Annotated in this window: 16 protein-coding genes and 1 pseudogene; 8 read left to right on the top strand and 9 right to left on the bottom strand. The window is 45.7% G+C overall.

Annotated features, from left to right (window positions below):
• Nucleotides 1-87: 87 nt before the first annotated feature.
• Entirely contained in the window at nt 88-1,413 is a 1,326-nt protein-coding gene (locus tag QOL41_RS13960; RefSeq protein ID WP_283430257.1) for an FISUMP domain-containing protein, read from the bottom strand.
• 188 nt (nt 1,414-1,601) lie between these two features.
• Between QOL41_RS13960 and QOL41_RS13955 the strand changes: the two genes are divergently transcribed.
• From QOL41_RS13955 to QOL41_RS14220, 3 genes and pseudogenes are all read left to right on the top strand, one after another.
• Nucleotides 1,602-2,432, top strand: a complete 831-nt coding sequence (locus QOL41_RS13955) for a hypothetical protein (RefSeq protein ID WP_173654487.1) — start codon at nt 1,602-1,604, stop codon at nt 2,430-2,432.
• 122 nt (nt 2,433-2,554) lie between these two features.
• Nucleotides 2,555-3,301 (top strand): annotated as a pseudogene (locus QOL41_RS14295) (Gfo/Idh/MocA family protein); the annotation flags it as partial.
• Nucleotides 3,302-3,508: 207 nt separating this feature from the next.
• A complete protein-coding gene (locus QOL41_RS14220) occupies nt 3,509-4,438 on the top strand; it encodes a TolB family protein (protein ID WP_349362413.1) in 930 nt (309 codons plus the stop codon).
• Between the two features lie 47 nt (nt 4,439-4,485).
• Here QOL41_RS14220 and QOL41_RS13945 read toward each other — a convergent pair whose 3' ends face one another.
• Nucleotides 4,486-5,277: a thioredoxin family protein gene (locus tag QOL41_RS13945; protein WP_283430255.1), complete on the bottom strand. Its 792-nt coding sequence runs from the start codon at nt 5,275-5,277 to the stop codon at nt 4,486-4,488.
• 88 nt (nt 5,278-5,365) lie between these two features.
• Here QOL41_RS13945 and QOL41_RS13940 point away from each other — a divergent pair, with 88 nt between their 5' ends.
• Nucleotides 5,366-5,995: a GNAT family N-acetyltransferase gene (locus QOL41_RS13940; protein WP_283430254.1), complete on the top strand. Its 630-nt coding sequence runs from the start codon at nt 5,366-5,368 to the stop codon at nt 5,993-5,995.
• Between the two features lie 5 nt (nt 5,996-6,000).
• Here the strand turns inward: QOL41_RS13940 and QOL41_RS13935 are convergent, their stop codons facing one another.
• The gene (locus QOL41_RS13935) at nt 6,001-7,428 is read right to left on the bottom strand and encodes an alanine/glycine:cation symporter family protein (RefSeq protein WP_283430253.1); all 1,428 of its coding nucleotides are present in this window, start codon (nt 7,426-7,428) and stop codon (nt 6,001-6,003) included.
• 152 nt (nt 7,429-7,580) lie between these two features.
• Between QOL41_RS13935 and QOL41_RS13930 the strand changes: the two genes are divergently transcribed.
• Together QOL41_RS13930 and QOL41_RS13925 are read left to right on the top strand one after the other, a co-directional pair.
• Nucleotides 7,581-8,024: a hypothetical protein gene (locus QOL41_RS13930; RefSeq protein ID WP_173654491.1), complete on the top strand. Its 444-nt coding sequence runs from the start codon at nt 7,581-7,583 to the stop codon at nt 8,022-8,024.
• A gap of 87 nt (nt 8,025-8,111) precedes the next feature.
• Nucleotides 8,112-8,741 (top strand): helix-turn-helix domain-containing protein, encoded by a 630-nt coding sequence (locus QOL41_RS13925; protein WP_283430252.1) that lies wholly within the window; start codon nt 8,112-8,114, stop codon nt 8,739-8,741.
• Here QOL41_RS13925 and QOL41_RS13920 read toward each other — a convergent pair whose 3' ends face one another.
• The 6 genes from QOL41_RS13920 to QOL41_RS13895 all read right to left on the bottom strand — a co-directional run bounded on the left by QOL41_RS13920 (nt 8,742) and on the right by QOL41_RS13895 (nt 14,950).
• Nucleotides 8,742-9,146, bottom strand: a complete 405-nt coding sequence (locus QOL41_RS13920; RefSeq protein WP_283430251.1) for a cupin domain-containing protein — start codon at nt 9,144-9,146, stop codon at nt 8,742-8,744.
• 135 nt (nt 9,147-9,281) lie between these two features.
• The gene (locus QOL41_RS13915; protein ID WP_283430250.1) at nt 9,282-11,078 is read right to left on the bottom strand and encodes a TIR domain-containing protein; all 1,797 of its coding nucleotides are present in this window, start codon (nt 11,076-11,078) and stop codon (nt 9,282-9,284) included.
• Between the two features lie 3 nt (nt 11,079-11,081).
• Entirely contained in the window at nt 11,082-12,770 is a 1,689-nt protein-coding gene (locus QOL41_RS13910) for a potassium channel family protein (RefSeq protein WP_283430249.1), read from the bottom strand.
• A gap of 4 nt (nt 12,771-12,774) precedes the next feature.
• Nucleotides 12,775-13,248, bottom strand: a complete 474-nt coding sequence (locus tag QOL41_RS13905) for a DUF1353 domain-containing protein (RefSeq protein WP_073057972.1) — start codon at nt 13,246-13,248, stop codon at nt 12,775-12,777.
• A 28-nt stretch (nt 13,249-13,276) separates the two neighbouring features.
• Nucleotides 13,277-13,657, bottom strand: a complete 381-nt coding sequence (locus QOL41_RS13900) for a hypothetical protein (protein ID WP_283430248.1) — start codon at nt 13,655-13,657, stop codon at nt 13,277-13,279.
• A 9-nt stretch (nt 13,658-13,666) separates the two neighbouring features.
• Nucleotides 13,667-14,950: a hypothetical protein gene (locus QOL41_RS13895; protein ID WP_283430247.1), complete on the bottom strand. Its 1,284-nt coding sequence runs from the start codon at nt 14,948-14,950 to the stop codon at nt 13,667-13,669.
• 139 nt (nt 14,951-15,089) lie between these two features.
• Here QOL41_RS13895 and QOL41_RS13890 point away from each other — a divergent pair, with 139 nt between their 5' ends.
• Both QOL41_RS13890 and QOL41_RS13885 read left to right on the top strand, forming a co-directional pair.
• Entirely contained in the window at nt 15,090-16,613 is a 1,524-nt protein-coding gene (locus QOL41_RS13890) for a YeeR family protein (RefSeq protein ID WP_283430246.1), read from the top strand.
• A 71-nt stretch (nt 16,614-16,684) separates the two neighbouring features.
• Entirely contained in the window at nt 16,685-18,421 is a 1,737-nt protein-coding gene (locus QOL41_RS13885; protein WP_283430245.1) for an AAA family ATPase, read from the top strand.
• Nucleotides 18,422-18,464 lie beyond the last annotated feature (43 nt).

Below are 18,464 nucleotides of genomic sequence, written 5' to 3'. Positions count from 1 at the left end.
GATTTTGGGACTAGAACAAGAAGTGTTGATAAAAAAAGGCCTTCACCCCGCAAAGGATGAAGGCCCGAACCTTAAGGATGAATTTCTTTATTTGGTCTGGATGAGGTCGCTGCAATCCTGGTTTGCGTTTTCTTCTTCGTAGAAGTAGACGGTAGCTTCGTCGCTGACGACGCACTTCTTGGTGTAGTTGGTCGGGCAGCCATTGCCGAGCGTTGCAGTGTAATAACCTTCAACCGAAACGCACTGGGCGGCAGCGGCTTCGGCAGTTGCAGAACCAGCAGCGTATTCGTCGCAGGAGCTGGTCGTCATACCCATGATGGAAATTTCCATATTGCAGGAAACGACGTCGCCAGTCGGGCCGGCCGGTTCGGTAGTCTGGCTGGTAGTGTCAACCGGAGTGGTAATCACTTCGACGGGATCAACCGGGGTTTCAACCGGAGTATCGATAGGATCGTCAATCGGGGCGACAATCGGATCGTCGTCGATAGGATTGGTTTCGTTCGGATTCAGGCTTTCAGAGTTTTCGACGCAACGGACAGACATACCATTTCTGTTGTCGTAGCCTGTACCAATGAAAATCATGTCGTCACTCATATCGAAATATTTGGAGTGGGTGCGGTAGCCGTTTTCCGGTGTTGCACTCCACTGGTAAATAGCAGTTGTCTTCGAGGTGACTTTGAAGTCGATTACGCGATCATAGTAACCGTTCGGAGTGAGAGCGAGACCGTAGACGTCCCAACCGTTCATGTTGTATTCCCAACCGAAGTTGGAACGGAGCTTGTAGGCGATGCTGTCTTCGTAGAGCATGTAATTCGAAGAGCCGGCAACATAAGTGAAAAGATCTTCCCATTCAGAAAGGGTCGGAACGTGCCAGCCATCGGGGCATGCACCCTGATGTTCATCTTCAATGACATCGAGAGAAATCAGCCAAATGTCTTCGTCAATATCCATGGCACCGTACCAAGAATAGTAACGGCCATCTTCGGCGCAGTTCGTGATTTCGTCGAAGCACCAGCTATCGATGCCATTATAGTTCAAGTTCTGGGCGAACCAGTTTTGTTTACCAATCTTGATGGTTTTGTAAGTCTTGCCGTCGCGGGTATCGACAACGGAACCGAAAGCAAAGTTGCGGTCGACCACGGGAGCGATAATTCGCTTTGTGGAATCCTGGCCGGGATAGGCGCCATTCCACTGGGTACCATCGCATTCGAACGTCATCTGTTCATAGTTGACGAAAACCTTGGAACCGGCACGATCTGCATTACATTCAATTTCGTACAGTTCCGACAGTTTATTCGTGTAAGACGGAACGCCGTTATCGTCGGTGGGAGTTTCCACTTCGATAGTACAGGCGGAAATAAGGCTTGCCACTACGGCAGCGGACAACTTAATATATCGGGGATTCAATTTCATGAAAGTTCTCCTGTTTTATCCCGTTTGTGAAAGTTTCGCGCAAATATATAAATAAAGTAAGATAATGGGGTACATAAAAAAACTTTTTGTGTAATTTTTGTGTAAATGAAATGAAATATTTTTAATTTGTTGTTATATTTGTAATACGTTTTTTCGTGGTGAAAGAGCGAGAACCAAAAGGGTATAAAATGAAAAAGATTATCGCACTGTGCGGCATGGCACTGTTCTTCTGTTCTTGTGCCGGTGTTCATGTGAAGCAGCCTGAAATCGGCAATGTGAAGAAGATTGCTGTTGTTAGCGTTGCAAGTAACGAAGAATATAAGGACATTGAAGAAGTCGAAGGCAAGAAGGAAAACCTCCTCCTTACGGCAGTTGGCAACGTTCTTAAGGACAACGTTGAAATCTTCACCGAAGGTCAGAAGACTGTTGTTTCTCATGGCGCTAACGAACTCAACAAGATGTTCGATTCCGTTGACGGCTGGGAAGCCATTCCGTTTGGCGAAGTCATCAACAACGAAGACGTCAAGGAAACCCTCGTGAACAAGGACCTGACCGAAACGCTTAAGGATATCTTCACTCGCGACCGCTTTATCGCTCCGGAAGGCCTGGGCAAGCTTCCTTATGAAGCTGTGAAGCCGAACGGCATTCACTACGTGAATGGCGAACGTGTTGAAGTTGCTACTCTCCGTTCTCTTGGCAAGCTTTGCCAGTCCCTGAACGTTGACGCCGTTGTCGTTGCTGAATTCCTCTTTGCCTACAAGAGGGGCATGATGACCAAGATTACTGGCAACGTGACTCCGATCGTGACGATGAACGTTGCTGTTGTTGACAAGGACGGCAACCTGGTTCTTTACACTGACCGCGGCTGGGAACAGCTCGAAGGCGATCAGTCTGCCAAGTATGCTAACAGCGTTGTCGACATGCACCGCGATGCATCTGTGGACGCTTACAAGAGAGCTGCCGACTTGATCGTGGAAGCTTTCAAGAAGAAGGCAACCGCAAAGCTTTCTGAAAAGTAATCGATTTAGTATTACGACAAAAAGCCCGGCGAAAGCTGGGCTTTTTTTGATGTTTACACGTGAGTCCATTTATAGGGCATGTTTTGTGTGAGTTTCACGAGAAATAAGTGTATATTGAGGATATGATGAAATTTGCAATTCTTGGGTGTGGACATATTGCGACTAAGATGGCCGCGGCGGTAAAGGCAATTGAAAATCGTGGCGTAGAGGCTTATGCGGTGGCATCGCGTTCGCTGGAAAAGGCCGAAAAATTTGCGAAGGATTATGGCTTTGGCCGTGCCTACGGCAGCTACGAGGAACTTGCGAAAGATCCGGCGGTCGACTTGATTTATATCGCTACCCCACATTCCGAGCATTACAATAACATTCTGCTTTGCCTGGAACACGGCAAGAACTTGCTCGTGGAAAAGGCATTTACCGCAAACGCGCTGATGGCATCTGAAGTGATTGCGCTTGCCGAAGAAAAGGGCGTGTTTTTGAGCGAGGCGATGTGGACGAGATTTTTGCCTGCGGTGCAGATGGTCAAGGACTTGATTTTGGCAGGCAAGATTGGCAAGGTCGAAAGCGTGGAGGCAGATTTCTCGATGCCGCTTTCGCATATCGAGCGTTTGCGTAAGCCGGAACTTGCGGGTGGTGCCCTTTTGGATTTGGGTATTTACAGCCTGACTTTTGCGGATATCTTCTTGACGGATGATGAAATTGCCGGCGCCGAAAATCATATTGTTCAGACGAAAACGCATTGCGTCAAGTTCGATACGGGTGTCGATGCCACGGATTGGATTGATTTGGTTTATGCAAATGGCCAGGTGGCGCATTTAAAAACTTCGATGGTGGCGCCGCTCAAGAACGAAGGCGTGATATACGGCGAAGCCGGATTCATTCGCGTGCAGAACTTGAACGACATGGTTGAAATCCAGCTGTTCGATAAGACGGGCACGCTTTTGGAATCGATCGCTCCCCCACGCATTGAAAACTGCTACGAGTACGAAGTGCTGGCCTGCAAGGCTGCCCTTGAAAAAGGCCAGAAGGAATGTGCCGAAATGCCGCACACTAAGACCATGCAGATGATGACGCAGATGGATGGACTTCGTGCAGCATGGGGTGTGTCTTACCCGTTCGAGCTCTCCCCCGCTCAGGTTTGGGATCGTAGCGGCGACAAGTCGATTCTTGAAGTTTTCGATATTGAAACGGGCAAGTCCGAAGTGCTCGATGAATTTGACCGCGTGATTGAAGCGCCCAACTGGAGTGCCGACGGAAAGTTCCTCACCTTCAATAGCGAAGGTCGCATTTACAAATATGAAATCGCCTCGGGCGACGTGGCTGAGGTGCCGAGTTACTTTGTGGACAACTGCAATAACGACCATGTGCTTGCGCCCGATGGCACGGGACTTTACGTGAGTCACCATACTAAAGAAGACGGGCTTTCGCGCATTTACAAGATTTTCTATGACGGCCGCATGCCGGAACTGGTGACGCCGCTTGCTCCGAGTTACTTGCACGGCATTACGCCGGATGGCAAGATGCTCGCCTACTGTGCCGAACGCAATGGCGAATACGATATTTATACGATTCCGACTGCGGGCGGTAACGAAATGCAACTTACGACAGCATTCGGCTTGAACGATGGCCCGGAATACGACTGCGATGGCGAATACATTTGGTTCAATTCAGTGCGCACTGGCCGTATGCAGGCGTGGCGCATGAAGGCCGATGGTTCCGAGCAGACGCTGATGACTTTCGATGCGCATTGGAATACTTGGTTCCCGCATATTTCGCCCGACCGCACGAAGGTCGTGATGCTCGCTTACCATGAGCGCGACGTGCGCCCCGGCGAACATGTTCCTAACAAGAATGTGGAAATTCGCTTGATGACGGGTAGCGATAAAACCGGCTGGAGTAAGCCGCGTACGATTCTAAAGTTGTTCGGCGGCCAAGGCACGATTAACGTGAATTCCTGGGCCCCCGATAGCAAGCGCTTTGCGTATGTGCGCTACGTGAAACAGTAATGTTCCACTGTCATTCCCGACTCGATCGGGAATCTCTTTGTTGGTGTTTACTGACAGCTGAAGCCTTGCAGTTCAAGGCCTGCACGCATCTCGCCGTAGGTCGAGGTGCGTTTCATGTCCATAGCTTTCATGAATCGGCAGTTGTTGTCGATATGCATGCGGAACCCGGTCATGGTGGGCGTGACTTCGCCCTTGCCGCTTGCGCGCACATGTTCAATCATCTGTTCGCGCTTGTCGCTAAGTTCAGGCGGCACGAATACGTCGGTCACGATGTCGACATTTTCGATTTCGGTGGCGCCGAATACGAACGAGATGGTCACCAGATTCTTGAGGCCGTTGAACTGGCCGTTCGTTTTGCATACAAGATTCTTCGGAGAATTCTTTGCTTTTTTGGCGGGCTTGGCAGCGTTCCTTTTGGGCGTGTACTGCAAGGCCGCGAGCAATTCTTCTTCTTTGACAGCGCCGACTAATTTATTCACAATCTTGCCGTCTTTGATGAGGAAGAATGTGGGGAATGCCTGGATCGGGAGCGACGCCCTGATTTTTTCTATGCCCGGTTCGTCGATACCGACCGAGGCAATTTTAATGTCGCTGTAGTTTTTCGCGATGCTGATGAGCGTCGGAATCATGATAAGGCATGGCGGGCAGCTGGTCGAAGAAATTTCCAGGATGACCGGCTTTTTGGAATGCAGAATTTCATTCTCAAAATTGCTGTCGTTTACTTTGACGATTTTAATGTCTTCGTTGTAAGTTTGTATGACTTTTGCATTTGTATGAGTCACAGTGCCTGCCATAAAGATGACAGCGCAGGCGAAAGTTAAAAAATGATTTGGTTTCATACGAAATAATATAGGAAAAAACTATTACTTTATTGTATTGTATTATGTATATTACATTGATGGAAGTTGGGTAAAAAAGGAGCGTATTTTGAATATTGAATTCGGAGTATTAAAACGCGAAGACCTGAAAGAGGCCGTGGAAATGTCGGTTCGCGCCTATGAGGACTACGCGTATTTTGCAAATTACTTCCCTGATACAACGGAACGCCTGAAGATGCTTTGGGCTGTGATGTACAGGGGTTGGCTGACGTTTTTTAGCCAAGCGCGTTTTCTGACAGCTCGGGTAGACGGTAAAATCGTGGGTCTTGCGGAACTTGAGCCTCCGCATTTCAAGAGGCCATCGGTTTTCCAGTTTTTGATTCACGGCTGGCTGCAGGTTTATCTTGATGTGAATTTCAAGCGCATGCAAACTTGGCTCGCTATGGATGAATCGGCCGGCAAGCCTTGCCATGATTACCAGAAAAGCGGTCCGGATATTTGGTACATTGGCTCGCTCACCGTGGATCCGCCGTTTCAGGGAAAGGGCATTGGCACCAGGCTGCTTGATTTTGCAGGAGACTATGTCCGCGAACGTGGCGGCAAGCAGCTTACATTGTTCACGAATTCAGAGAAGAATATTTCGTTCTACACCAAGTGCGGTTTCGAGACGTTTCATAAATGCGACATTGCCCATGACGGTAAGACCATGGGTAGTTGGAGCGTGAAGAAAAGCGTGTGAGATTTTTATTCTAAGCGGTTCCAGAAATCGGTGTCTTGATTCACGCCGCATTCCTTGGCGTAGTAAACGGGTTCCTTGCCTTGCTTGCGCTGCTCGGTATAGTTCTTGAGGGCCTTGAAGGCAATCGGTGAAAGAATCAAGATACAGGGGATGTTGACGACAACCATCAAAGCTTGGCAAAGATCTGCCGAATCCCATGCAAAGCCGGCGCTTGCAAGGGCGCCTGCAAATACGATAATCGAGGCGATAATCCTGAACACGGTCATGATGATTTTGCCCGGACGGCGGTTTATGATGAACCGCAGGCAACCCTCGGTATAATAGTAGTTGCCGATCAGTGTGGTGAAACCGAACAAGAGAATTGCTACCGTAATGAACATCGGGCCCAGTTCACCAAAGACGGAGTGAAGCGATGCCTGCACGTAGGGGATACCCGAAATTTCGCTGGAGGGAGTCACGCTTGTCGAAAGGCACATCAGGGCGGTTGCAGAGCAAATCACGATCGTATCAATAAATACGGAGAGCGACTGCACCAGACCCTGCTTGACCGGGTGTGAAACGCTTGCGCTGGCAGAGGCATTCGGTGCGGAACCCATGCCCGCTTCGTTAGAATAAAGGCCGCGCTTGATACCGTACATAATGCAGCTTCCTGCGAAGCCACCGGCACCTGCTTCAAACGAGAAGGCGTCTTTCAAGATGGTCATAAACATCGAAGGAATGTTGGTGAAATTGAAAACAATAACGCCTATGGCCACGACGATGTAGGTGATGCTCATGATGGGCACAAGGTAGCTTGTAATCTTCGTGAGTTTTTTGGCGCCGCCGAATACGCAAAGTGCAAACAGAATGGCAAGCATGGCACCCACGATAATGGGCGTCTTGGTTTCGCTATAAAATCCGTAGCCCGAAAAACTGGTCTGCACGTTGTAAGATGCCAGAAGGTTGTAGCCGACCAGATAAGTGAGCAAGATGAACACCGAGAAAATGATGCCGAGCCAACGCTGCCCCAAAGCAGTTTGTATGTAGTAAGAGGGGCCGCCGTAAGAGTGCCCTGTCACCAAGTCTTCGCGCTTGTAGATTTGAGCGAGGGTCGATTCCACAAATGCCGATGCACTGCCGATGACTGCAATCAGCCACATCCAGAAAACGGCACCGGGGCCGCCCATGCAAATTGCCGACGACACGCCCACAATGTTTCCTGTACCCACGCGAGATGCCGTAGAAACCATCAGCGCGCCGAAAGAAGAAATTCCGCTACCTTGCACCGGCTTTTCGTTAAGCACTCGGAGCGTTTCGATAAAAAGGCGGATTTGCGGGAACCCCATGCGAATGGACAGGTACAAGCCCGCGGCCACCAAAAGGAACGGCACGATAAAGGGCTGGTAGAGAAAAACGCTGAGAGTCGTGATGATGTTGTGAAGAGGTTCTAGCATAAGCATCTCCGTAATATTGACAAAATAATAAAATGTTTTGCGGGCCAAAGATTGGGTATTCCAATTTGGAATATGAACGGACTGGTCTATGTAAATTTTAGTTTGTAATTTGCGGAGTGGGCGGATGTTCGCCTGTTTTAAGGAGGCCTATCATGAAGTACGTAAAGTTAATCATGTTTATTACCCTCGCCTTTTTGGTTACCGAATCTTTCGGGGCGAAGCTTGTCAAGTCTAAACTGGGCGACATCGATGTCACATCTGAAAAGGGTGGCGGCAAGGTGGTTTGCACGGCTAGCTTTAATGACGAACTGACCATTGTTCGGGAAGCTGACACCGAAGTTTTGGTGAAAGGGCGTTGTGGGCAAGGTTGGGTCGCTAAGTCCAAGCTCGAATACGTAGCGAAGGGCCCGGGCGATAACAGCTTTACCATGTCTGAATTCAATGTGCAGGCATGGATCGACAATCCTACCGGTATATTCGTCTTAGATGACGATGTGGCGGATTTCGATGGCGTAACCATTGACCGTGATTTCAAAGAGTACCTAACGTACACAATGGATCGCGAGCAAACCGAAATGCACAACGGTGAAAACTGATTAAATGAAGTAATCCCCCGGTTATGCCGGGGGATTTTTGTGTATGGTAAAATAGCTAAATTTTATGGCGCCTGATGAGGCGGTAAAATGAGCGAGATTTCGTACAGCAAAAAGAATGACCGGATTGAATGCGTGCGTTACAAGGATTGGCGCAAGTCGTACCCGCCGCACACGCATACCGGGCACATGACCGTGGGCTATATTGAAGAGGGCCGCGTTTGCATGGTGCTGAACGGCGAGGCGAAAATTTATGGCGCCGGAGAACAGTTCCAGATTCCGCCGAATACGTTGCATGAAATCAAGACCGTAGGCGATGAATGCTATTCGATGGTGGTGCTGTGTACTGCATTGGAGCCCGACGAGATTGTTGCTGAGGACTACGCGCGAGATTATGAAAGCACCGTCGCGCGATTGGATGAATTGCAAAAAAGCATTCTCGAAAATCCCGAGAACATTTACTTGATAGAGCAAATGGCGCATGACGCGTGTATTAGCCCGTTTCACATGATACGCGAATTCAAAAAGGCCTTCGGACTCACGCCGCATCAGTTCCAGATGCAGTGCAAAGTCCGCAAGGCGCAAAAACTGCTCGAAGAAAGGCCCGCGGCCGAGGTGACATTCGACGCCGGATTTTACGACCAAAGCCACATGGACCGCTGCTTTAAAAAAGTGGTCGGCCTTTCTCCGAAAGAATACAAGAAAGCAGTGAAGCCTTAGCTAGCACAGGGCCGGCATGAACTTTGCGAACAGATAAAGACCCTGGTCGCCTGCGTCTACCTGGTGCGGGACCTTCGCCGGCATAATCGAGATGATGCCCGGAGTGTACTCGAGCTTGGAGCCGTCATTGATGCAGATACCGCTTCCTGCGATGACTTCGTGGGTTTCGAGCTGAGTTTCGTGAATGTGTGTTTTGATGCTCTTGTTCGGCGCGATTCTCACCAAATGATAGCTGAACGTGCCGCCGGTTTCTTTCGCGGTGATGATATGCTTGAGTTCTACGCCCTCGAAAGTCGGGTGCTTGGACCAGGCGATACCTTTGAAAGCGACCGTTTTGCCCGGGAGTCTGAGCTCGCCTTCGTTGAATTTTTCGAAAATATCGTTGCCGAGAATTGCTTTTTCCATGATTTTACTCCTATTTGGGTGTTTTGTTCGCGACTTTTGCAAACTCTGTCGCGGTTATGCCCGAAATCTATACGAAGGGGTATGTGGAAAAATTGGACAAAATTGCGGAAAAATAGAATAAAGGAGAAACTATAATTATCTGTCGTTCCAATCAAGCATTATTATGTCTTCGTCTAGATTATGCCCTGTTGCATATTTTTTAGGTAGACGCTTGAATTTTAAGGAGTACCTGCTTCTTAGATAACTTATGCATTCGTCAATTTCGGAATTATTATGAAGTAATTTTCTTGCTCCCCAAATACCAAACGTTGCTAATGTTGAAATGGGGCTTGCGAAAGTTAATGCGGCTGCAATGGCGCCCCCTCCAAGAATTGCACCGAGCGTTTTCCCTAGATTGTCGGAATGAATGCTTTCTGATAGCTTGTCGATAAAATTATCGTTTTTTCCAGAGAGAGAACCAAAGTAATAAGATGTATTACCTAGTCGTTTCATTTCAATTTTTTTGTCGTGATAGTCAAATGTGAGCGTTGACTCTAACTTTTCCTCGTCTTTTTTCGTAGACGAGTCTGTGGAAATATGATATCTAGTAATCCTTGGGGTTGTGGACGGAGACGTAGATATTTGCCTCCATAAGTCAGCCTTTGGTTTATAATTCTTTTTTGAGAAATTGTTTTTGTCGCTAGGATATTTTATATCAAATTTGTTGTCTTTATTTGAGTTTATAAATAAACGAAAATTATCCCAATTTTTATTGTCTAATGGGATTTTTTCGTTAAGAAGTTCGGAAAGATATTCTGAATAAAAGTCGTTTGAGGAACCGTTTTTTGAATAACTCTCAATGGCTTGCGATAATGCGTTAATGGCGTCGTCATTTTTCGCTGCATCTTTGTTGTTGTCTTTTTTTTCTGCTAAAGTTTGAAGAAGTTCTAAAAATTTTTCTGAATAAAGGTCGTTAGAGGTGTCTTTTTTTGAATAATTCTCAATGAATTGAGATAACGCGTTAATAGTGTCATCTTTTTTATCTGCAACCTTGTTGTCATCCTTTTCGGATGTGTTTAAGGAACCGAAAAAACTTTTTTTGATGGTATCAGAAGAAGAGTTGAATTGGTTAGATTGCTTATTCTCGTTATTGCTTGTTGTATAGATTGTTTTTGAAGTGGATTTTTGTGAATCATTGGAATCGTGAGGTATAAAGCGGCCCATCGAACGAGGTTTATTTGAAGTGGATTTCTGTGAATTGTTGGAATCGTAAGGTGCTGAGCGACCGATAGAACGAGATGTAATTGAGGTGGATTTTTGCGAATCATTGGAATCGTGAGGTATAAAACGGCCTATCGAACGAGGTTTATTTGAAGTGAGTTTCTGTGAATTATTGGATCCATAAGATGTTGAGTAATCGAAAGAATCCGATTTATAGTCTTCAGCATGCGGACTTTCTAAAATGAGGAAGGTTGGTTTCTCATTTTGTTTGTCGGCCATTGAAAAACTTATTCTTGTGTTTGTATTTATGCTTTCATTTTTTTGCTCTTTATTTAAACCAAGCCACTTGATAAGATCTCGTACTAGTTTTTTGTATTGGTTAGAATCTTTTATGTTGATTGAGTCTATGCTTGCATAGCGAAATTTGGGCCATCCCTTCATTTTATCGCCGTTAATAATAACAGGAACTAACTTTTTTTCGCTGTCTTCAGAATAGGTTGCTTCTTTTTCAACCCATTTTGAATTAATAATATTATCGGAATACATGAGTAAAACAATTTCTGCTTTGTTTATGGCATTGATGATGATTTTTTCGTATTGTGCGCCGCATTCAACGCCGTCTAAATCTATCCAAAATACATCGCCAACATCTTTTTTTAGTCTTTCAACTAAAGGAAATACTATTTCCTTATCATCACGGCTATAACTAATAAATACTTTTTTCTCATCCATAAATCATCCTTCCTTTTTACCATCAACAATATAATCAGTATTGTTTATAAATATAACATCCTTATTTTTCTCGTCTTGTGGCAAATCGTCATAAGGCATTATATCTTTGTGCTCGTTAATTCCCATAAGCAATATAGATATCATCCAACGGCGGTGTTCTGCGTCGCAATGATCTTCTAGACTTGCAGACTCAAAACTCTTGCGCCGTAATATCATTGCGTTTGCGCAATACATAGAGGAATTTTTGTGAGCTTCGCTCAATTTATACCATTCCGATTCTGCGTCCGCTTGCTGGATTTTTGGATCTAAGTGGGATTCGTAAATGTAGTTTGCTCTTTGTCCGCGTTTTACGCGTTCCGTGTCAACATACTTTATGTTTCCGCATTTTCCGAGAAGGTATATTTTTCCGCATTTGTTGGATTGATTTAATTGCCGAATGATTTCATCACTGCTTTCATTCCAATATAGGGCTATGTTTGCTTTCCCGTAAACGATTTGTGGCAAGTGCATTGTCGTTGCGATGGCTTCACTTGTGTTTTCGTGGCAAACGCAAATGGAAAGTTTCTCGTTTTTATTTTCAATGATGTTTGTCAGCAATTGTTTAGCTAATTCGGAATCGTCATAAGTGTCTACGAACTGCCATTCGATATCGAGAAAATCGCCCTTGCTAGCATTGGGCTGGTGGATATTTTTTGTGCCCTGTGAATCTATGTACGTGTACCTAGACAAATCAAAAAGTCCGGGCCTGGCAGCTTTTAGAGAATCCATCCACTTTTTGCAGTTTTCATTGATGAAGGTTATGCAAGTCTTTAATCCAGTACGTTTGAAATTTGCATAGTGGCTTACTTGGGCTACGGTATATGCGACAGCTTTGGCCGCATTGCCGGAACCGAATATTACGACATGTGAGCGGTAGTCATCATTTATTTTAATTAGCGGCAAAAAGTCTTTTTCAACCAAAAGCTGTTCTACCATAAATTCCTGCTCATTGAATATATCAACAAGCAAATGGTTGTAGTTTGGTTTCGTTTTTAGACTATAGAATATTTCAGATGTTACAAGGTCGCTTAATGTTAAGTAGCAATGAATTTTTCTAGAAGAATTTTTAAGTATGTCGTTCAACGATTCAAGACAGTGAAGGTTTCTTGGGTCGTGATTGGGACCATCTTCACCTATAATATAGATGGCTTTGCATTGGTCTGCTCGAACGGACCTTAGAACATCCTTGTCGTCAAAGTCTCCCTTATAGTAAATAAAGTCGTCGCAAAGGTCTAAGTCTTGACTTGAAACAACTACAATGCGTTTTTTTCCATCTTCTTTTACTGCGCTGAGAATGCCTGAAAGCTGGTGCCCTGCACCGAGAATTAGAATATGATTTTTTACACGGTAGCGGGTTCTTCCGGAACGTGCCGCGTCTGTAATGTTGTCAAATATGTTTGTGAAAACGCTAACCAAAAGCGATGAAAAAACAAAAAAGCCAAATATTGCAAAAACCAGGCGAATACCGGCGTTTGTTTTGGATTCGGCGAAGGAACTGGGATCCAAAAACAGGTTGGTCATTTCTATCCAGGTAAAATTGTCATCTTTGCAAATGGTCAGGCCTAATATAAAGGCAATAGTAGAAGCTGCCAATAAAACTATTAGCTGGCGGCCATTGCTTTTGGCAATTAAATTAAAGAACCAACGTTTCATGATTTTATCTCGTTTTTTCTAAGACCTTTAATGAATACTTTCGCGAATTGTCAACGGAGTAATCGTTGTCTATCATGTAGGATTTTTTGCCGAAAAGTTTTAGCGCGATGAAAATGAGTTTGGCCTTCCATTTTTTAACGTTGGCAAAAATGAGCATTTGCTCAAGAAGTGCATCGGCAAAGGGCTTTGGGATTTGGTGGCTGCGCTCACCATTTTCTGTGTACATGGGTGTATAAGCAATATCGTGGCAAATATAGGCCGCTTGCATTAGGTTGGTTCCGAATTGTTGAATAAAAATATCAACGATGGGACCACCCGATCTAAAGTCCGTTACAAAGCCAGGAAGTATCGTGTATTCGTATATCTGGGTGTCCGTGAATACTTTGATAACCAGCTTCTTTTCCATACGGAAATAACGGTCGCCGGCAATCGTTACGAGAATAGGTGGATTCTCTATTTCAATGTTTTCCAGTTTCATAGTATTACTAAGACTTGATATTGCGTTTTTACTGCTTGTCACTTAGTGAGTCAATGACTTCATCTTGTTCGTTAATATGCTGCTGTTGTCGCCTTATGAAATCGTCTTTTGCTTGGTCACTTTCTCTCCAACGGTTGGCGTCCTCTTGATGCTTGGCGTTCATTTCGTCAAACTTTTTAGAATCAGTTTCAGCCTGTTCTGCTCGGCCTTTTTTTTGACCATCGTGTTCGCCCGCTTTGTAGATGTGGCTTGTGATGGGAGCGTCTTCGCAGACCGTTTCCTTAAGGTCCTTGAAAATAGTCTTGAATACATTCTCATGATTTGTACTTGCTTTACGAATGATTCGTATTGCATACATGCTAGGATTGGAGTCGTTGGCTATCTTTTTTAGAAAACGTGCAAAACCCATAATTAATCCCTATATGTTATAAATGTTGTCTTTGCTCATTACGATTCGTTCCCATTCGCCGAATACAAACTTGTCTCGGATTTCTTGGATGAATGCGATATCGGTGATGAGCCTGTAAATTGTTACAATGAAGCCGCCAAAGTCAAAGTTCTTCAAAGCGGATTCATCGCCATTGTATGCTCTCATTGCCGTTTGGATTACATCAGATGCTGTTGCGATGGTGTTGGAAAGTAAGATGATCTTTCGTGTCCTGATGCTATAAAGTTGTTGGTCCCCGTCTGTATTGGGGTTGTAGAGTAATGTATGCAAGAATCCGATGATTTGATTTATGGCGATTGCTTGTGATGCTGATTTAATGGTTTTTCCTACAATTTGAAGTTTATCTGTTAAATGCAGATAGTCAATGCCTTTAGAATAAATTTTGTAGGCCTCTTCGGGGGCAATTGTGCTTAGAAAGGGGATTGGCAATCCGGCCTTGGTGTATTCGTCAGAAGCTAGATGTAAGCCTTGAGCAAAAAGGGCTGCTGCGAGTCGGTGCCAGTCTTCTTGGGTGCTTTCAAAGGAATCAGCGAACATTCCTGGCGTGCTGATTCGTTCTTTCCAACAGAAGTTGGAACCCATGTCGACACTATATGTTTGAACCCAGGGAATGGGAAGTTTTTTTTCACCTAATTCATATTCGGGTGTAACCGTAATGGAATCTGTCAGTATATTTGCTGTCCCGAAAATCCAACCGAGAATAGGATCGTGCCCTAATGTTTTTACTCGGTGCAAACTCCCGTGCATGTTAATCCCGTTAAATCCATCCCCAGAATGTCGGGTGGCGTCGTAGGGAACCTTTCGGGTGAATGCAATTTCTTGCCAGGAACGATAATTCTTTTTGCTCTTGACTGATTTCCAATCAGAATGCTCTTTTTTGTAAGCCTCGATCTTTTCTCGTTCCATTTGTTTAATTTTGGGATCGTTATGATCGAGTCTGTCGCTGTCTTTGAACGACTCCTGTATTTGGGGCAATAAGTAAATTCGTAGAAGTTGCAAAGATGTTGCCACTACAAGGAACGGAATGTCTTTTAAGCCCAGCGAGGAACCTTCTTCAAAGTCATTTTCTAGTCGATTAAGAATTGCATCTGCGCTGGATAGTACGTTTGTAACGCGCAGTTCTTCTTTTAGATTCTCTTGAAGCTTCTTGTGATTCTCCTCTGTTTTTTGCAAAATAGAATCTGTCTCGGCGGCTAGCGCCGCAGAGTTTTCTTTGATTCTTTTTGCTTTTTCAAGAGCTTCTTCTCTAGTCATACGCTTAAATATATGCATTTTTCTGCTGAAATGGCGGAAATGTTTAAAAAAGTTCATAATGTAAAAGGTTTTCGGATATATATTTCTTGAATAGAATTTGAATCGGTATCATGATTTGCCTGGAAGGAGGGCATTTATTATGGTAAAGAAGCCTGTTTCTAAAAATGGAAAAAGCGCAGCGAAAAAGGCCGGACTTGGTGCGGGGATAAATAAGGCTGCCGAGAACTATGCAGAGAATGTCGTTTTTTCTGCAGAAAGAGGGCATGGATTTGCTGCCGAAAAGGCGAACCATTTGCATGACAAGTTTATGGGCAAAGATGCTAAACTTGTTGGTTCTGACAATGTGAAGAATGGGGCAGACAGACTTGTAGACGGTATCGAGATACAGTCGAAATACTGCAGAACCGGATCAAAGTGCATAGAGGAATGCTTTGACGAGGCTGGCAATTTCCGTTACATGGCCAAAAACGGATCCCCGATGAAAATAGAGGTCCCTTCGGACAAGTACGATTCCGCAGTGCAAGCTATGGAAAATAGGATTAGGCGGGGGCAGGTTCCTGGAGTGAGCGACCCAAAAGAGGCAAAGAATATCGTAAAGAAGGGTGCCTTTACCTACGAACAGGTGAAAAATATTGCGAAGTTCGGTACGGTCGAAAGTTTGACCTACGATGCTGTCAATGGTATTTCTGTTGCGTTCACGTCTTTCGGTGTGTCTTCCATATTGACTTTTGCCACGTCGATATGGAACGGCAGCAGTGTTGACGAGGCTGCAGAAGATGCTTGCTTGGTAGGCCTGAAGATTGGCGGAATAACATGGATTAGCAGTGTGTTGAGTGCTCAGTTAGGCCGTACCGGGATAGAACAGGGGTTGCGCGGTGTAACCGATTCTGCGGTAAAGTTCATTGGGCCCAAAGCGGCATCACTTCTTGCTAGTGGAGGTGGCCGAACGTTGTATGGAGCAGCTGCGGCGAATCACCTGAGCAAATTGCTTCGCGGAAACTTTGTCACGGGTGTGATTACTACGGCTGTTCTTTCGTCCGTGGATTTTGCACGCGTGTTTAGCGGGAAAATGTCGGGCGCGCAACTATTCAAAAATGTTGCCAAGACGGCAAGTAGCGTTGCCGGGGGAACTGGTGGATGGATGGCGGGAGCGGCGGCCGGTGCTGCTGCTGGTTCTGTGATTCCTTTTGTTGGGACGGTTGCAGGTGGAATTGTTGGCGGTATTGCTGGAGCTTTATTTGGAGGGGCGGCCGCTTCAAAAGTATCTGGAGCCGTTCTTGACGAATTCATTACAGATGATGCAGAAGAGATGCTGGACATTGTTCAAGAAGAATTCGCAAGTATATGTACAGATTACCTGCTAGGAGAAAAAGATGCTGAGAAGGCAATCGATCGATTCAAAAATCGAGACATGCCCGACTTCTTGAGGGACATGTATGCATCTGACGATCGCGAAGACTTTGCTAAGCAAACGCTATTGCCCATTGTAAGGGATGTTGCTAAGTCAAGAAAGGTGATTAAGCTGCCTAGCGATAAAACGATTTTGGAAAGCTTCGGTAGGATAGCAGAGAATGGTGCTAAGGAAAAAGCTTCCAATAAGGCTGTTAAGGTAAAGAGGCCTGCGGCAAATTCTTCTGTTAGGAGAAAAGTTGCGCATGCGTAAGTAACCTTTTGCCCACCCTCCCCTCTTGACATTTTTAACTTAATAAGTTAAATTAAGTTAAAGAGGCGGATATGAGCATCGGTGGCATTACATACAAGAAGATTAACGGCAAGCGGTACGCCTATTACCAGTGGTGTGAAGATGGCAAGCAGCGGAGCCGTCGCGTCAAGGATGATGAGCTAGAATCGCTCGTGGCGCAAATCGAGTTGGCCAAGAGCCAGGCGGTGCTTGAGCGTTCCATGGAATTGTCCGATGGGCGGGCGGTTTATTCGGCGCAACCGCTGTCGGTGTTCAAGACCGATGTAAAGACCGGTGTTTTGCTTGAAAATTTTGCTGCCCCTGTGAAGGGCTTCAAGAAGCGTGAGTGCTTTGCGGCTTTGCACGATTATGTCTATGGCGCGAATAACGATCGAGTTCTCGTGCTGTATGGGTTGCGTCGTACCGGCAAAACGACGCTTGTGCGTCAGCTGATTGGTGAAATGGATGCGGCGCATCGCGCCAAGACGGCTTTTGTTCAGGTGAATGCGAGGCATACTCTTGCCGATGTCAATCACGATTTGAAGTTGTTGGAATCGCAGGGCTTCAAGTACGTGTTTGTTGACGAAGTGACGCAACTCGGTGATTTTATCGAGGGTGCGGCGCTATTTTCGGATGTGTTTGCCGTGGGCGGCATGAAGGTTGTTCTTTCGGGAACGGATTCGCTCGGGTTCGTGTTTTCCGAAGACGAGCAACTTTACGACCGGTGCATTTTGCTGCACACTACGTTTATCCCGTATCGTGAATTTGAGCGCGTGTTGGGTGTTACGGGTATAGACGAGTTCATACGTTACGGCGGCACCATGAGCATGGGCGGCACCAATTACAACAAGGATGCGTTTACCTTTGCGACCAAGAAGGGCGCCGACGATTATGTGGATTCTGCCATTGCAAGGAACATTCAGCATTCTCTTAAGTGTTACCAGTATGGTGGTCATTTCCGTTCGCTCCAGCAGCTGTATGAACGTGGTGAATTGACGAATGCGATCAACCGGATTGTAGAAGATATCAATCACCGTTTTACGCTTGATGTTTTGACCCGCGATTTTGCGTCGAATGACTTGAAAATTTCGGCATCAAATTTGCGCCGCGACAGAATACACCCGACAGATGCTTTGGATAAAGTCAATGCGGTGGCGGTCGCGCAGGAAATGAAACGCCTGCTCGAAATCATGGACCGCAATGAATGTTCGGTGGATATTGAAGACGCTCACCGGGTAGAAATTCGCGAATACTTGCAGATGCTTGATATGATTTGCCCGATAGACGTGGTGAATATGGCATCGCTCAACCAGAACGCTTTTAGAACGGTCCTTGCGCAGCCAGGCTTGCGTTATGCGCAATCCGAAGCGCTTGTCCGTGGCCTTATGATGGATGAAGCGTTCCAGAAAATTTCGATTGGAGAGCGTAACCGCATTATCGCGAGAATCCTGGATGAAATCAGGGGCCGCATGATGGAAGAAATCGTGCTACTCGAAACCAAGATGGCGCGACTGGATAGGCAGATTTTTACGCTGCAGTTCCCTGTGGGCGAATTCGACATGGTTGTGTTTGATTCTGAAAATGCTTGTTGCGAGATTTACGAAATCAAGCATAGTGACAAGGCTGTGCCTGCGCAGTGCCGTCATCTGCAAGACAAAAAGAAATGCTATGAGACAGAATTCCGCTATGGCAAAATCAAGGGGCGGTACGTAATTTACCGTGGTGAGTCTTGCCACTTGGGCGATATCGAATACTTGAATGTAGAAGAGTATTTGAAAGGCCTTGGCTAATTTGCCGGATTTATTTATATTTGCCTTGTACTTTTAACGGAGA

The sequence above is a fragment of the Fibrobacter sp. UWB10 genome (genome assembly GCF_900182935.1).
Taxonomy (GTDB): Bacteria; Fibrobacterota; Fibrobacteria; order Fibrobacterales; family Fibrobacteraceae; genus Fibrobacter; species Fibrobacter succinogenes_O.
Note: the sequence above shows the minus strand (reverse complement) of the source record. Positions and strands in the feature narration are given on the sequence as shown.

Bases quoted from the DNA above. Each gene is read 5' to 3' on its own strand.
- QOL41_RS13960 (WP_283430257.1), bottom strand. From the start codon at position 1,413: ATGAAATTGAATCCCCGATATATTAAGTTGTCCGCTGCCGTAGTGGCA.
- QOL41_RS13955 (WP_173654487.1), top strand. From the start codon at position 1,602: ATGAAAAAGATTATCGCACTGTGCGGCATGGCACTGTTCTTCTGTTCT.
- QOL41_RS14220 (WP_349362413.1), top strand. From the start codon at position 3,509: ATGGATGGACTTCGTGCAGCATGGGGTGTGTCTTACCCGTTCGAGCTC.
- QOL41_RS13945 (WP_283430255.1), bottom strand. From the start codon at position 5,277: ATGAAACCAAATCATTTTTTAACTTTCGCCTGCGCTGTCATCTTTATG.
- QOL41_RS13935 (WP_283430253.1), bottom strand. From the start codon at position 7,428: ATGCTAGAACCTCTTCACAACATCATCACGACTCTCAGCGTTTTTCTC.
- QOL41_RS13930 (WP_173654491.1), top strand. From the start codon at position 7,581: ATGAAGTACGTAAAGTTAATCATGTTTATTACCCTCGCCTTTTTGGTT.
- QOL41_RS13925 (WP_283430252.1), top strand. From the start codon at position 8,112: ATGAGCGAGATTTCGTACAGCAAAAAGAATGACCGGATTGAATGCGTG.
- QOL41_RS13920 (WP_283430251.1), bottom strand. From the start codon at position 9,146: ATGGAAAAAGCAATTCTCGGCAACGATATTTTCGAAAAATTCAACGAA.
- QOL41_RS13915 (WP_283430250.1), bottom strand. From the start codon at position 11,078: ATGGATGAGAAAAAAGTATTTATTAGTTATAGCCGTGATGATAAGGAA.
- QOL41_RS13910 (WP_283430249.1), bottom strand. From the start codon at position 12,770: ATGAAACGTTGGTTCTTTAATTTAATTGCCAAAAGCAATGGCCGCCAG.
- QOL41_RS13905 (WP_073057972.1), bottom strand. From the start codon at position 13,248: ATGAAACTGGAAAACATTGAAATAGAGAATCCACCTATTCTCGTAACG.
- QOL41_RS13900 (WP_283430248.1), bottom strand. From the start codon at position 13,657: ATGGGTTTTGCACGTTTTCTAAAAAAGATAGCCAACGACTCCAATCCT.
- QOL41_RS13895 (WP_283430247.1), bottom strand. From the start codon at position 14,950: ATGACTAGAGAAGAAGCTCTTGAAAAAGCAAAAAGAATCAAAGAAAAC.
- QOL41_RS13890 (WP_283430246.1), top strand. From the start codon at position 15,090: ATGGTAAAGAAGCCTGTTTCTAAAAATGGAAAAAGCGCAGCGAAAAAG.
- QOL41_RS13885 (WP_283430245.1), top strand. From the start codon at position 16,685: ATGAGCATCGGTGGCATTACATACAAGAAGATTAACGGCAAGCGGTAC.